Raw genomic sequence first — 14,429 nt, 5'->3', positions numbered from 1 at the left:
GTCTGGAAAAACTGGCACCGAGTCTACCCGCTTTCGGCTGCCAAACTGGTCTGCTTTCACGTAGAATGCCCGCGATTTTGTGACGCGAGCCGAGGAAAACGTGAGTCAAACATCCTTACATCATGCCCGATTGGACTGGAACGAAGCGGGAACTCCAGTCTCCAGTGAGTTCGGGGATGTGTACTTTTCCAATGATAACGGTCTAAGTGAAACCCGCTACGTCTTTTTGCAGCAAAATCGACTGCCAGAGCGATTTTCGCACCACGATAGTGACAGTTTCGTGATTGGTGAAACAGGTTTCGGTACAGGACTTAACTTTCTTGCCACAATGGCCGCCTTTCTGGAACAGGCCCCCCTGTCCGGCAACGGATCCCGGCTGCACTTCATTAGCGTCGAGAAATACCCCCTTACCCAGGCCGATCTGCGCAAGGCCCTGGCCGCCTGGCCCGAGCTTGCCCCCTTGAGCCAGCCTCTCATCGACCAGTGGCCGTTGCCGGTCTCCGGCTGCCATCGCCTGCTCTTTGCCGATGGCCGCATCCGCCTCGATCTCTGGTTTGGCGACATCAAGGAGATGCTGCCTCAGGTGCCCCATCCGGCAACCGGTCTGGTGGACGCCTGGTATCTGGACGGTTTCTCCCCTGCCAAGAACCCAGAGATGTGGACCCAGGAACTCTTCGACGATCTCGCTCGCCTCGCCCGCCCCGATGCCACCCTCTCGACCTTTACCTGCGCCGGTTTCGTGCGACGGGGGCTGATTGCCGCCGGCTTTGCCATGAAGAAGGTGAAGGGCCACGGCAGCAAGCGGGAGATGCTGGCGGGTGTTCGGGAAGGCAAAGTGCCGCAGCAGAGCATCGCCCCCTGGTATGCCCGCCCCGCAGGGCGGGAGGGAGAGGTGCTCATCATCGGTGGCGGCATCGCTTCTGCCATGACGGCGCTCTCTCTGGTGGAGCGGGGTCGGCACGTCACCTTGCTGTGCGAAGACGGCGAACCGGCCAGCGGCGCCTCCGGCAATCGACAAGGGGCGCTCTACCCCCTGCTCAACGGTGAGCACGATGCCCTGTCGCGCTTCTATTCGCTGGCCTTCGGCTTTGCCAGAAACCGGCTGCTGGCCCTGGCAAAGCACCACCCCGTCGCCTTCTCCCTGTGTGGCGTCACCCAACTCGGTTACGACGACAAGTCCACCGCCAAGCTTGCCAAGATGAGCCAGGGCCCCTTCCCCCCCGAGCTGATGCACCCACTTTCGGCAGCGGAGGTTGAGCAGGTGGTCGGCCTGCCCTGCGATGCGGATGGTGTGAGCTATCCCCTGGGGGGCTGGCTCTGTCCGGCGGATCTCACCCGCGCCGCCATCAGGGAGGCGCAGGCCAGCGGGCGGCTGGAAGTGGTGTTCAATGCCGCTGTAACGCGTATTGCCGAAGAGGCCGATGGCTGGCACCTGGAGAGCCGGGATGGCCGCCAGTGGCATGCCCCCAATCTGGTGGTGGCAGCCGGGCATCAGTTGCCAGCCCTTCTCCCCTTCGCCGAGCTGCCGCTCTATCCGGTGCGCGGTCAGGTGAGCCATGTGCCGACCACGGCTGGCTTGAGCCAGCTCAAGACCGTGCTCTGTTACGATGGCTACCTCACCCCGGCCCACGACAGCGCGCACTGCATCGGCGCCAGCTATGGTCGCAACCAGACCGATCTAGCCTACCGCACCGACGAGCAGGACCAGAACAGGGCGCGGCTGCAAGCCTGTGTGCCCCATCAGCGCTGGCCCGCCGAGGTGGATGTGAGCGGTGCTCAGGCCCGTATCGGGGTGCGCTGCGCCAGCCGGGATCACCTGCCGGTAGCCGGGCCCGTCGCCCGGTTGGCGGCGCTGGCGGATCATGACGTCCACGCCCCCGCGGATCAGCAGAGCGCGCTGCCCCTGCACGCCGGCCTCTACGTGCTGGGGGCGCTCGGCTCCCGGGGTCTGTGCTCGGCGCCCCTGTGCGGCGAACTGGTCGCCAGCGAGATCTGCGGCGATCCCCTGCCGCTGGCCGCCGATCTGCTGGAGGCGCTCCATCCCGCCCGCTACTGGGTGCGAAGGCTGCGCAGGGGCAAGCCACTGCGCGACTAACTCCCCAGAAGCCGGGGCTGCCCGCCTCCACACCATTGGGCGCACCAATAAAAAACGGGCTCAATCAGCCCGTTTTTTATGTTTCCCATGAGCGTCCATGGGCCTGTACACGTGTCATCAGCCAGCCCTGGGCCAGACGACCCCCAGCTTGCGCCCCTGATCGGTCTGGCTGGCCAGGGTGTCGAACCGCGCCCGGGTGGCCTCCAGCACCGCCTGCCCTGCCTGCCAGCCCTGATGCTCCAGGGTTGGGCAATCCCGGGTCACCGGCAACTGGGCGAGGCGCGTGCCAAGCTGGCTCACGCTCTCCAGCAGGATGTCCTTGTGACGGCTCTCGTAGTCAAACATGGCGGCCACCAGCTTGTCCCACTTCTGGCGCTCCTTCGCGGGCGCACGGGCCTTGTCCATCCAGTTGGGCACCCTGACCTGGATGCGGGCACGGACGCTGGCCTGCTCCAGCTCGCAGCGCGCCGCCGTCGCCTTCGTCTGCAACTGCCAGGAGAGCTGATAGCTGGCCTTGCCGATGTGCCCGTCCGCCTGGGTGGGCGACAAGGCGGTGATCTGGCGCATCACGGCCCCCACATCGGCCCCGGAGACCCGATAGAACTGGAAGTCGACCTTGATATCGGGGGCGACCTTCACACCGGCATAGTGGGAAGGTACAGCACCGATTGAGGCGGCATAAATGAGGGCCACCGTCACCCCTGTCTTGCTGAAGAGTCCCATCTGTCCGCGGCTTTGCTCCTTGTGAGTCCCGGCTTAATTTCAATTAATAATCAATGAATTAATAACCCGATTGGGAGATTACCCCTGATCCAGCCCCCTGTCATCCGCTCTTGGCACCCGGTTGCTGCAAACGTGCGAGTCATCACCCCGGCTCAGGCGGGGATTTGCAGTCGAGATCACAAGCTGCCATCGAACGGATGGTGAAATACTCCTTAGTGGGTAATATCCGCAGTGTTTTTGTTGGCCGATGCCGGATAGTCCAGCGCAACCCTCTGGTGAGCCCTGGCAGGCCACCCCCTCATTTCAACTCTTGGGAAGGTTTTATGATAGAACTCCTGATCGGCACCCTGGTCACCCTGGCCGTGGGTCGCTACATCTTCAAGGGCTACTCCGCCACCGGGGTACTGCTCAGCGGCGGCCTGCTGCTGCTGGCGATCACCGCCCTGATGGGCAAGGCGGTGCTGCCGGCGAGCGTCCCCTCCACCGGCCACATGGCCACCGACATCTTCGAATACGTGCGCTTCCTGCTGGTCGACAGGGGGGGTGGCCTCGGCATGCTCATCATGGTGCTGTGCGGCTTTGCCGGCTACATGAGCCACATCGGCGCCAACACCATACTGGTGAAGCTCGCGAGCAAACCCCTCGGTGTCATCAAGTCCCCCTACATCCTGCTGGTGGCCGCCTATCTGGTCGCCTGCGCCATGTCGCTGGCGGTGAGCTCCGCAACCGGCCTCGGGGTTCTGCTGATGGCCACCCTCTTCCCGCTGATGGTCAACATGGGGATCTCCCGTGGCGCGGCGGCGGCGGTGTGCGCCTCGCCGGCCTCCATCATCCTCTCCCCCACCTCGGGGGACGTGGTGATGGCCGCCCAGGCCGCGAACATGGAGCTCATCGAGTTTGCCTTCAAGCTGACCCTGCCCATTTCCCTGGTGGCCATCGCCGCCATGGCGGTGACCCACTTCTTCTGGCAGCGTTATCTGGATCAGAAGGCCGGGGAGCACAACGCCGCGGTCGCCCCGAGCGATCTCGTCACCGACGCCCCCGGCTTCTACGCCATCCTGCCCTTCACCCCCATCATCGGTGTGCTGCTGTTTGACGGCAAACTGGGGCCCAAGCTCGATATCGTCACCATCATCGTCATCTGCCTGGTGCTGGCCGCCCTGCTGGAGCTGGTGCGCAAGCGCAACGGCCGCGAGCTGCTGGACGGACTGCAGGTGTGCTGGCGCAACATGGCCGACGCCTTCGCCGGCGTGGTGATGCTGCTGGTGGGTGCCGGGGTCTTTGCCCAGGGTCTGATGGGGCTCGGTTTCATCGCCAACCTCCTGGATCTGGCCCAGAGCTTCGGTACCGGCGGCATCGTCATCATGCTGGTGCTGGTGGTCATCACCACCCTGGCGGCCTTCACCACGGGTTCCGGCAACGCCCCCTTCTACGCCTTCGTGGAGCTCATCCCCCATTTGGCCACCAGCCTCGGCGTCAACCCGGCCTATCTGGTGATCCCCATGCTGCAGGCATCCAACCTCGGCCGCACCATCTCGCCGGTCTCCGGGGTGGTGGTCGCCTGTGCGGGGATGGGCAATCTCTCTCCGTTCGAGGTGGTCAAACGTACCTCGCTGCCGGTGGCCGTCGGCCTGCTGGTGGTGATCCTCGCCACCCAGATCATGGTTCCCGCCTGACTCTTTACCGGCCCGGCTGCCGCCGGGCTGGTATCCCCCCCACCCCATGCAGTAGACTCGGTGCTCTTTTTTCCTAAGGAGGACCGAGCCTTGAGTATGACGGTTCAACTTGCCCACTTCAGCGACTGCCACTCCCATTTCGATGGTGCCCCCATGCGCTTCTCCCCCGATGGCGAGTCCGAATGGCGCACCCAGTGCGGCGGCTATGGCCGCATCCTGACCCGGCTCACCGCCCTGCGCCAACAGGCCGAGGCAGCCGGCCAGACCTGCCTGCTGCTGCATGGCGGCGATACCTTCCAGGGGTCACTTTACTTCAACCGCTTCAAAGGGCGGGCCAATGCGGACCTGCTGGCCCTCTTGCGACCGGATGCCATGGTGATCGGCAACCACGAATTCGATCTGGGCAACGGGCCGCTGGTGGAGTTTTTGCGCCAGCTCGATTTCCCGGTGCTCGCCGCCAACATCGACAACCGTCAGGAGCCCGCCGATGCCCCGCTGCGGCTGCAGGGGCTGCCGCAGCTGTTTGACGCGAGCCGCCCCTGGCACAAGCGCGTCATCGACGACGTGCCCTTCGCCCTGCTCGGCATCACGCTGCCGCAGATGGCCGCCATCGCGAGCCCCGATCCCCACACCCGTTTCCACGGTATCGAAGAGACCTTGAGCCGCGCCCTCGTCGAGATCAAGGCCGCCGGCATCCAGCACATTATCCTGCTCAGCCACCTGGGTCTGGCGCAGGACAAGCGACTGGCGACCCGCTTCCCCGAGCTCAGCCTCATCGTCGGCGGGCACACCCACAGCCTGCTGGGGGATCTGGCGCCGCTCGGGCTCGACAGCGAAGGCAACTATCCCCTCATGGTGAACGGGGTGGCCATCCTGCACGCCGCCCACAGCGCCCTCTGTCTCGGGGTGTGCGAACTCACCTTCGACGAGCAGGGACGCGTGTGCCAAAGCCGCGGCCAGCTGGAGTGGTTACCCTGGGATCCCTGGCCCTTTGCTTCCCCGCCTCCTGCGGGGCTGCACTTCTGCGAACCGGCCCCCGAGCTCGAGCAGCATCTGACCAGACGCTATCGCCCCGAGCTCGAAACCATGACCCGGCGCGTGGTGACCCGGCTCGCTGATCCGCTCCATCACCAGCGCCTGCCCGATGCCAGCCTGCCCGCCGGCAGCCAGGTCGCCCCCCTGGTAGCGAGTGCCATGCTGGCCAGTGCCCGCGAACAGGTGGGTCAGGTGGACTTTGCCTTGCACAATGCCGGGGGCGTGCGCTGCTCCCTCGAGCCCGGCCCCCTGACCGAAGCAGACGTTGCCGGGCGCCTGCTGCCCTTTGCCATTCCCCTCACCCTCTACCGGGTGCACGGCCATGAACTGGCCGAGGCGCTGGAGGGGGCCATCGACAACGCCACCAACAACGGGGTGACGGGCAATGGCAGCGGCAGCTTCCCCTATACCGCCGGGGTGCGCTTCTGCTATCAGGCCGACAGGCCCAAAGGGGAGAGGATCACTCGCCTGGAATGGGAAGTCAGCCCGGGTCAGTGGCAGCACGTCGAGCCGGATGCCATCTATCGCGGGGTCTCCAGTGCCTATACCGCCTCCGGCAAGGAGGGCTACACGGCCCTTGCCCGTACCCTGACCCAGCACAATCAGGAGCTCGGCATTACCCTGGCGGATGCCTTCCTGCGCTGGGCACGCCACCTGCCGGAACTCAGCCCCCTGCCGGCCCTGGTGGAGTATCACGGCCAGTGAATCTGGCACCGACCCATCCCGGGTCGGTGCCGCCTTTCCCCCGCATAGGGGCATCCTGATCCGCTCCCAGGCGCAGGCCCCCTACCATGCAACCTCAGGCTGTGACGCCCGACTGCGCCAGCCCTGTCTTGTGATGGGGCCTGCCAGTGCAGCCAGAGGCGTGAAAACGATACTTTTACGAATTATTTCAGGTGCCTACACTTCTTCCATTGCATCGTGCAGCCCGGCTCGGCAAGATAAGCCCGCTTTTTCAGTCTTTCCCGCAGGAACAGGTCACCCATGAATCATGCCATCCGCTTTACCCCGCACCGCCACAATCCCGGGATCAGGCCGTCGGTCATCTTGCTCACCGCCCTGATGGCTCTGCTGTTCTGTCTGCGCAATCCGCTGTTCCACGGCATGGCCCCGGGATTTGATGCCTCCCTGTTTGCGGTGATGGGCAAGATGTGGAGCGAGGGGGGCGTACTCTATCGGGACATGATCGACATCAAGGGTCCCATGATCTTCGCCCTCGATGCACTGGGCTATGGCCTTGGTGGCTTCTTCGGGATCTGGCTGCTGGAGTGGGTGCTCTGCTGGCTGGGCCTCATGGCGAGCTGGCAGGCTTTTTCGCAGCTCGGGCTCTCGGTGCGGGCGCGACTTGGCAGCATGCTGGCCCTGCTGGCGCTCTACAGCACTCGCTACTACTACGGCAACATGACAGAGGACTGGACATTCCATCTGGCCCTCATCGCCCAGTGGGCTTTCATCACCATGCTGCTGGACAAGCGATTCAGCTGGGGACCGGCCCTGGTCGCCGCACTCACCTTCGCCATCGTGGCCTGGATGCGCACCAACAACGGCGCCTTCTGGGGGGCCTGGTATCTGGTGCTCTTCTGTCACTGGTGCCTGCGTGAGCAGTGGCGCTGCGCCTTTGCCCTGCTCTTTTCCAGCCTGCTTGGACTGGCCCTCGTCGGCGGCCCGCTCTATGCCTACTTCCAGCACCACGACGTGCTGGCCGAGTTCAAATACTACGCCTTCGGCATCTTCTTCGAAGGGAGCTACGGCAACGGCTTCTCTCCTGGGGTGGGCGCCGTAGGTCTGCTGCGCACCGGCCTCATCATGCTGCTGCCCGCCTTCCTCGTCCTGATGCTCGGGCGCCGCCAGGAGTGGTATCTCCCCGCGCTGTGCGCCACCCTCCTGGGTGTGCTGTTCACCCTGATCGCCAACTCGGTCTCCGGCCATGTGTTCGATCACTATGACGTGCTCTATCTGCAGCTTGGCCTGCTGCCGCTCTCCTGCCTGCTGGATAGAAGCGAACAGCGATCCGATGGCCTGGGGCTGCTTTGCATCTCCCTGGTGGTGCTGACCGCCAGCTGGCTGCTGGCCCAACAGCTCGGTTACGGCTGGAGCACCAAGGAGTGGTCTCTGGAGCGGGTGCGCGAGGTGCTCGGCAACAGCCTGCTGTGGGCCTTGCCCGTACTCATTCTGGTCCCGCTCTGGCGCGCCTGGGACGTGCGAAGCGCCACCCCCTGGCTCGCCTCGCTGGCCATGCTGGTACTGTTGGTCAACAACGCCTGGGAAGGCAATCTCAAGGGCAGGCCGTTCAATCCACCCGCCCAGGTCAGGGTTGACCGTATCCTCGCCGAGACGGCGCCTACCGACAAGATCTGGGTCGATGGCATCCAGCCGCAATACTACCTCTGGACCGATCGCCAGCCGGCTTCCGCCTATCTGTTTTTTGCCAACGTCAACCCGCCCTACGATGTGCGCGAGCGGGTGCTGGCTGACATCCAGCGCCAACAACCCAAATTCATCATCGCCAAACCGGAGCGGGTGGCACAGGAGCTCAAGACTCCGACCTCCCCCTCCCACCTTGCCTTCTACCAGTATCTGGCAGGTCAGTATGAAGAGGTGGACCCGGGCCTGTACCGGCGCCGCTAATCAGGCACACAGAAGGGGCCATCCTGGTGATGGCCCCTTTTCGTTGTCGTCATAAAGAGGGGGCCGACCATGTTCAAGGGGCCCCATCCTGACTACAATGGCGCTCTTTTTTGCGGCAGAGGGAAGAATCATGGCGGAGCTGACTTATCTGGGGGGCTATCCGGAGCCACTCAAGGCTCAGGTGCAGCAGTTGATTGCGACGGGCAAACTCGGCGAGATGCTGGCCAAACGCTACCCGCAAACCCACCTCGTCCAGAGTGACAAGGCGCTGCTCGCCTATACCATGGAGTTGAAGAACCGCTACCTGAAAAGCTCGGCGCCACTTTCCAAGGTGATCTTCGACGGCAAGATCAACGTGATCAAGGATGCCCTGGGACTGCACACCTATGTCAGCCGGGTGCAAGGCAGCAAGCTCAAGGCCAAGAACGAGATCCGCATCGCCGCCCTGTTCAAGGAGGCCCATCCCGCCTTTCTCAAGATGATAGTGGTGCACGAGCTGGCCCACCTGAAGGAGAAGGATCACAACAAGGCTTTCTACCAGCTCTGCCAGCACATGGAACCGGACTATCATCAACTGGAGTTCGATCTCAGGCTCTGGCTCACCTGGCGTGATATCGAGCGTACCACCCGCTGATCCCCTTGCAAGGAGGCAAGATGCGCCCATGGCACACACCTCTCCAGTCCGTTCGCCATGGGCACTGGTTGCTCCCGGGGCTGATGCTCTGGCTCTTCTCCCTGCCGCTGTCGGCCACCGAACGCTGGCAACGTGATGACTACCTTGTCCAGAGCTTCATGGAAATCGCCATGAAACGGGAGTATGGCCATGAACAACAGGAGCACTTCTCCCGCTGGCCGGGCCCCGTGCGTCTCAAGCTCGTCAACGAATTCGGCGACAAGCCGCTACAGGCCGAGGTCGTCAAGGTACAGACCCGTCACCTGAGCAGGATCACCGGTCACCCCATCGAGATTGTCAGCGACAACCCCAATCTCACCCTCATCATGACCCAGCACAAACAGATGGCGAGCTGGGCTGCACGCACCATGCGCCAGGACGAGTCGGTGCGCATCGCCCTCAAGGAGGGGATCTGCCTGGCCAATTTCGCCACCAACGCTCGCTACGAGATCACCCGTGCCACCATCATCATTCCGGTGGATTACAGCCGGGCAAAGGGCCGTTTTCTGGATTGCGTGGTGGAAGAGCTGAGCCAGGTGATGGGGCTGCCCAACGACTCGGACAAGGTGTTCCCTTCCATCTTCAATGACAGCAGCATCGACAGCTTTCTGACCGGGCTCGATTATGTGTTGCTCAGGCTTGCCTACCACCCGGCATTGCAACCGGGCATGACGGCGGACGAGGTACGCGCGGCGCTCCCCACCGCCCTCAAGGCACTGCGTGCCAATGGCGACATCGCACAGGCCACCCAACGGGTGCAGGTCGACAGCCTCAAGCGTTGGGCGGGACTCTGAACGCAGCCAGAGACATTACTCTTTCGCCTTTCGCCTTTCGCCTTTCGCCTTTCGCCTTTCGCCTTTCGCCTTTCGCCTTTCGCCTTTCGCCTTCATGGTCATGCGCTTACCCCATCAACGCAACACGCAGCCCATGGCTGCGTGTTTTGAAGAGCGGTTCGGCAAAGCCGGTACAGGGATCATCACCCGACTGGAGGTTCCTCCTCGCGCCCTGGTGGATCACGACGATGTTTGCCGCTGAGAGCTTATCTTCAGGCCTCCAGAGCCTCTTCTTCCGGCATCCAGCTATCGGCGTTTTCCCACACCTCCTGCACCATGGCTTCGGCCAGCTCCTTGTCTTCCTTGCTGGCGCGACTGACCGTCAGAGCCATGGCACTACCCGGTGCCACCCGCACATGCAGATCGGGAAAGCGCTCACCCAGTTGCTTGAGCAGCTCCTGGCGCAAGGCCTCCATGGTCGAGGTGGGGATCTGGTGTTTTCTGTCGATGATGATTTCCAGGCGCATAGGGTACGTCTCCATGATAGTTTACTGTATTTTTATACAGTAATTTTAAAAAGTAAAGATGGTGGCTGCACATAGGCCCTCACCGCTCACACCTTCTCGCTGACGATGTGCAGCCGAACGGCCCCGATTTTCCCCCATCGCTGTCATCATGGAAAAAACAGTTGATATTGATTCTCATCCATCGCATTATCCACCACTTGTTATAACATAACAAAAGAGGCAATCATGCGCCCCCATATTCACCCTGAATACCGCAAGGTTCTGTTCCACGATCTCGCCAGCAATACCTACTTTCTGATCGGCTCCACGCTGGCCACCGATCGCACCAGAGAGTGGGAAGATGGCAACACCTACCCCTATGTGACGCTGGATGTCTCCAGCGCGTCCCACCCCTTCTATACCGGCAAACAGAAGCAGGTCGGCAAGGAAGGTCAGGTCGCTCGCTTCGGCCAGCGATTCGGTCAGTTCTTCAGCAAAGGAAAAGAGAAACAATGAAAGTCCTCGCCTCCCTGAAATCCGCCAAGTCGCGTCACCCGGACTGCCAGATCGTGCGTCGTCGCGGCAAGCTGTTCGTCATCTGCAAGAGCAATCCCAGGTTCAAGGCTCGTCAGGGCTGATTGCGCATCCGCCCCTCATGGATAACAAAAGCCCTCGTCATGAGGGCTTTGTCATCTCTGGGCTCTGCTCACAGCGGGGTGGCGCACTTGCGGTATTCGGTGGGGCTGACCCCCACCCGCTTTCGGAATACCCGCGAGAAGTAGAGCTGATCGTCATAGCCCACCTGCTGGCCTATGGTGGCGACCGACAGCGGCGTGGTCTGCAGCAGCAGCTTGGCCCGCATGATGCGCTGATCCTCGCGCCAGCGCACTATGCTCACCCCCACCTGCTCGCGAAACAGGTGCGCGAGGCGCGAGGGGGACAAGAACACCTGCTCCGCCAGCGCTTCCACCGAGATCTCGGCCGAGAGGGACTCGCTCAGGATCTGGCACGCCTCGTGGACCCGGTGATCGATGGCTGGATAGGCATTCTGGGACGATGCCTCGTAGCAGCGGATGAGCAACCGCTCCAAGAGGTTCATAGCCAGTTGCTCCGACATGGGCCGCAGCTGCTTGTGGGTCTCCTCGATGTCGAGGAAGAGGGTGTCGAATTCGGTGAGCAGCTGGTTGTCCGCTAGTTGCAGTCGCCCCACCTGCTCCGTCACCTGGGGCCACTTGAGCCAGTCAGCCCAGTAGGCCCGCGGCCGGAAATAGACCCAGCGGTGATACCACTCCCGGGCATCCGGCGCCCGGCCGTAATGGTGCACCGCCGCTGGTGGAAAGAGCAGCAGGTCGCCGGGTTCCACGGTGAAGGCCTTGTCCCCCTGAAAGATCTGTCCCTTGCCCTTGATGGTCAGATTGACGATGAACCCCTTCATGCCGTGGGGCCTGTCGATGGTGAAATCCAGCGCGCTCCCCTGCTCGATGGGAGTCATCCCCGAGACCAGGAAGACGTCGAAGGCGTAGCCAGGCAGCAGGGGATTGAGTTGTTTCGGCTTCTCTTTTTGCATCGAGGACATGGCGGAAAACAGGGTTTCGGTAAAAAAGTCGACATGGGCCATTGTAGAGATCCGGCGTAGGAACCCCCTATGTTCGCAAGCTGTTCGTTGTGAAATTGTTGAACTGGCTCACAGCTTGCCGGGGAAAACACCGGGCCGGCGCGAGGCCGGCCCGGTGACGAGGAAAGACATTGCTCAGATACGGGCTTTGCGCACCTGCTTGTAGCGGTCGAACAGCACGGCGGCGAGCAGGATGAGGCCACGCACCACGTACTGGGCAAACGGGGAGATGTTGAGCAGGTTCATGGCGTTCTCCATCAGCCCCAGGATCAGCACCCCGGCGATGATGTAGGAGATCTTGCCGATCCCCCCCTTCATGGAGACCCCACCCAGCACGCAGGCGGAGATCACCACCAGCTCGAAGCCGATGGAGGTCATGGGCTGACCCGAGGTCATGCGGGATGCGAGGATGATGCCGGCGAGCGAGGCGATGAGCCCGGTCATGGTGAAGATGATGATCTTGGTGCGCACCACGTTGACCCCGGCCAGACGTGCCGCTTCCTCGTTACCCCCCATGGCCAGGGTATTGCGCCCGAAGGTGGTCTTGTTGAGCAGCAGCCCGAACAGCACGAAGCAGACAGCCGTCAGCCAGATGGGCGTCGGGATGCCGAGCAGGGCGGAGTTGCCAAGCTCGAAGAAGCCCTCCTCCACGATGCCCACCGCCTTGCCGTCGGAGATGATGTAGCCCACCCCGCGCGCCATCTGCATGGTGGCAAGGGTGGTGATGAGGGCGTTGATCTTGAATTTGGCCACGACGATGCCGTTGATGAGGCCAAAGACAAGGCCCACCGAGAGACCAGCCAGAATGCCGAGGGGGATGCTCTCGGTGGCGTTGATGCCCACCGCGCAGGCAACCCCGGAGCAGGCCACCACAGAGCCCACCGACATGTCGAACTCGCCGGAGGCGAGGCAGAACAGCATGCCACAGGCCACCATGCCCGACATGGAGACGGCAAGCCCGAGCCCCCGCATGTTGATAAGGCTGGCGAAGTTGGGGACCAGCACGCAGGCGAGCAGGAACAGGATGGCGAAGATCACCAGCATGCCGTACTGATCCCAGATGCGGGTCAGTTGCAGGCGGGTACCGCTCGCCGCGGTGTCGTTGGCGGCTTGGCCGACCGAGGTAGTAGTTGTCATGGTATTTCTCCTGAAAATTCCGGGTGCTATCTCGTTGCGGTCAGCAGATCAACGGGCCGGCATGGCCAGATTGAGCGCCTTGACCTCGTTGGCCTCGTCGTGGGAAAGCTCGCCGGCGATCTCCCCCTCCCGCATGACCAGGATCCGATCCGCGATGCCCAGCACCTCCGGCAGCTCGCTCGAGACCACCACCACGGCAATGCCCACCTTGGCCAGATCGTAAATCACGTTGTAAATCTCGTTCTTCGCCCCGACGTCGATGCCCCGGGTCGGCTCGTCGAGCAGGATCACTTTCATGTCTTCCGACAGCCAGCGCCCCAGAATGGCCTTCTGCTGGTTGCCGCCGGAGAGGTTCATGATGGCCTGCTGGGGAGACGGGGTCTTGACCCGCATGTCGCGGATCCGCAGCCTCGCGTTCTCGTCTTCCCACTTCTGGTTGATCCAGAAGCCTCCCCACGCGTGGTGGCGGCGGGCGCTGATGTTGATGTTCTCCTGCACCGAATGGATGGGGATGATGCCGAGCGCCTTCCTGTCTTCGGTGCAGAGCATGATGCCGCTGCGAATGGCGTCGATGGGGCTCTGAATGACCACCTGTTTGCCAAACACCGATATCTCGCCCCCTCGAGGTGTCTCGGCGCCGAAGATAAGCTTCATCAGCTCGCTGCGCCCGGCCCCCACCAGCCCGAAGATGCCGAGGATCTCCCCTCTCTTTACCTCGAGCGACACCGGCGCCTTGAGGCCGGGCCCCATCAGGTGCTCCACCTTGAGGCCCGCCTCGCCGAGCGGCCTTGGGCTGTAGCCATAGATGTCGGTCAGCTCGCGCCCCACCATGGTCTTGACCAGCAGATCCCGGTCCACCTCGGCCATGGAAGCGAAGGTGCGCACGAACTGGCCATCCTTGAACACCGTGATGGCATCGCACAGGGCGAAGATCTCATCCATGCGGTGGGAGACGTAGAGAATGACCTTGCCCTCGTCCCGCAACTGGCGGATGACCCGAAACAGCTGCTCAATCTCGCGGGACGACAGGCTGCTGGTCGGCTCGTCGAAGGCGATGACGCTGGCGTCCCGGGTCAGGGCCTTGGCGATCTCCACCATCTGCCACTGACCCAGGGACAGGTACTTGAGCGGCGTCTCGGGGGAGACATCCATCCCGAGGCGTGCCAGCTGCCTGGCTGCATCCTGATAGAGCTTCTCCCGATCGATGACGCCGCGCCGGGTCGGCAACTGCCCCAGGTAGATGTTCTCCGCCACGCTCATTTCAGGGACCAGGTGCAGCTCCTGATAGATGATGGCAATCCCGCTCTCAAGGGCATCGACCGTGTTTTGGAACACTTTCTCCTGACCCGCCAGCTTCACCACCCCGCGGGTGGGCGCCTGAAAACCGCTCAGGATCTTGAGCAGGGTGGACTTGCCGGCCCCGTTCTCTCCCATCAGCGCGTGTACCGTGCCCTGCTGGCAGGCGAAGGAGACGTTCTGCAGCGCCTTGACGCCGGGAAACTCCTTGCTGATGCCGCAAAACTCCAGATATGGAACTTGATTCATGAGATGACTCCAGCCAGCCGGCA

13 protein-coding genes are annotated in these 14,429 nt (G+C 62.8%); 8 read left to right on the top strand and 5 right to left on the bottom strand.

Features of this window, described 5'->3' with window-relative positions; genetic code table 11:
- Positions 1–79 precede the first annotated feature (79 nt).
- A complete protein-coding gene (mnmC, locus tag OKC41_RS18365; RefSeq protein WP_201894207.1) occupies positions 80–2,095 on the top strand; it encodes a bifunctional tRNA (5-methylaminomethyl-2-thiouridine)(34)-methyltransferase MnmD/FAD-dependent 5-carboxymethylaminomethyl-2-thiouridine(34) oxidoreductase MnmC in 2,016 nt (671 codons plus the stop codon).
- 117 nt (positions 2,096–2,212) lie between these two features.
- On the opposite strand, the gene OKC41_RS18360 is transcribed toward mnmC, so the two are convergent.
- Positions 2,213–2,818: a DUF922 domain-containing protein gene (locus OKC41_RS18360; protein WP_010674487.1), complete on the bottom strand. Its 606-nt coding sequence runs from the start codon at positions 2,816–2,818 to the stop codon at positions 2,213–2,215.
- A gap of 323 nt (positions 2,819–3,141) precedes the next feature.
- Here OKC41_RS18360 and dcuC point away from each other — a divergent pair, with 323 nt between their 5' ends.
- The 5 genes from dcuC to OKC41_RS18335 all read left to right on the top strand — a co-directional run bounded on the left by dcuC (position 3,142) and on the right by OKC41_RS18335 (position 9,624).
- Positions 3,142–4,494, top strand: coding sequence for an anaerobic C4-dicarboxylate transporter DcuC (dcuC, locus tag OKC41_RS18355; protein WP_201894209.1), 1,353 nt, complete (start codon positions 3,142–3,144; stop codon positions 4,492–4,494).
- Between the two features lie 90 nt (positions 4,495–4,584).
- Positions 4,585–6,234 (top strand): bifunctional UDP-sugar hydrolase/5'-nucleotidase, encoded by a 1,650-nt coding sequence (locus tag OKC41_RS18350; RefSeq protein ID WP_201894211.1) that lies wholly within the window; start codon positions 4,585–4,587, stop codon positions 6,232–6,234.
- A gap of 279 nt (positions 6,235–6,513) precedes the next feature.
- Complete coding sequence (locus OKC41_RS18345) at positions 6,514–8,157, top strand: hypothetical protein (protein ID WP_201894214.1); 1,644 nt, start codon at positions 6,514–6,516, stop codon at positions 8,155–8,157.
- Between the two features lie 130 nt (positions 8,158–8,287).
- Entirely contained in the window at positions 8,288–8,791 is a 504-nt protein-coding gene (locus OKC41_RS18340; RefSeq protein ID WP_041211354.1) for a M48 family metallopeptidase, read from the top strand.
- Positions 8,792–8,811: 20 nt separating this feature from the next.
- Entirely contained in the window at positions 8,812–9,624 is an 813-nt protein-coding gene (locus tag OKC41_RS18335; RefSeq protein ID WP_234922226.1) for a DUF2927 domain-containing protein, read from the top strand.
- Between the two features lie 251 nt (positions 9,625–9,875).
- Here the strand turns inward: OKC41_RS18335 and OKC41_RS18330 are convergent, their stop codons facing one another.
- Positions 9,876–10,130 carry a DinI family protein gene (locus OKC41_RS18330; protein WP_010674481.1) on the bottom strand — a complete coding sequence of 85 codons (255 nt, stop codon included), beginning with the start codon at positions 10,128–10,130 and terminating at the stop codon, positions 9,876–9,878.
- A 225-nt stretch (positions 10,131–10,355) separates the two neighbouring features.
- On the opposite strand from OKC41_RS18330, the gene OKC41_RS18325 reads away from it, so the two are divergent.
- Positions 10,356–10,625, top strand: coding sequence for a type B 50S ribosomal protein L31 (locus OKC41_RS18325; protein WP_039040091.1), 270 nt, complete (start codon positions 10,356–10,358; stop codon positions 10,623–10,625).
- Positions 10,622–10,747 carry a type B 50S ribosomal protein L36 gene (gene ykgO, locus OKC41_RS18320; RefSeq protein WP_010674479.1) on the top strand — a complete coding sequence of 42 codons (126 nt, stop codon included), beginning with the start codon at positions 10,622–10,624 and terminating at the stop codon, positions 10,745–10,747. The genes OKC41_RS18325 and ykgO overlap by 4 nt, the downstream gene beginning before the upstream one ends.
- A 68-nt stretch (positions 10,748–10,815) precedes the next feature.
- Here ykgO and araC read toward each other — a convergent pair whose 3' ends face one another.
- From araC to araG, 3 genes are all read right to left on the bottom strand, one after another.
- Positions 10,816–11,727 carry an arabinose operon transcriptional regulator AraC gene (gene araC / locus OKC41_RS18315; RefSeq protein ID WP_048207522.1) on the bottom strand — a complete coding sequence of 304 codons (912 nt, stop codon included), beginning with the start codon at positions 11,725–11,727 and terminating at the stop codon, positions 10,816–10,818.
- Between the two features lie 132 nt (positions 11,728–11,859).
- On the bottom strand, positions 11,860–12,861 hold the full coding sequence (gene araH / locus OKC41_RS18310) for an L-arabinose ABC transporter permease AraH (RefSeq protein ID WP_010674477.1): 1,002 nt from the start codon (positions 12,859–12,861) through the stop codon (positions 11,860–11,862).
- A 48-nt stretch (positions 12,862–12,909) separates the two neighbouring features.
- Positions 12,910–14,406, bottom strand: coding sequence for an L-arabinose ABC transporter ATP-binding protein AraG (araG, locus tag OKC41_RS18305; protein ID WP_010674476.1), 1,497 nt, complete (start codon positions 14,404–14,406; stop codon positions 12,910–12,912).
- Positions 14,407–14,429: the final 23 nt, after the last annotated feature.

The sequence above is a fragment of the Aeromonas sp. QDB17 genome, from assembly GCF_027705305.1.
GTDB lineage: Bacteria > Pseudomonadota > Gammaproteobacteria > Enterobacterales > Aeromonadaceae > Aeromonas > Aeromonas caviae.
This window is presented reverse-complemented; position numbering and strand designations above follow the sequence as displayed.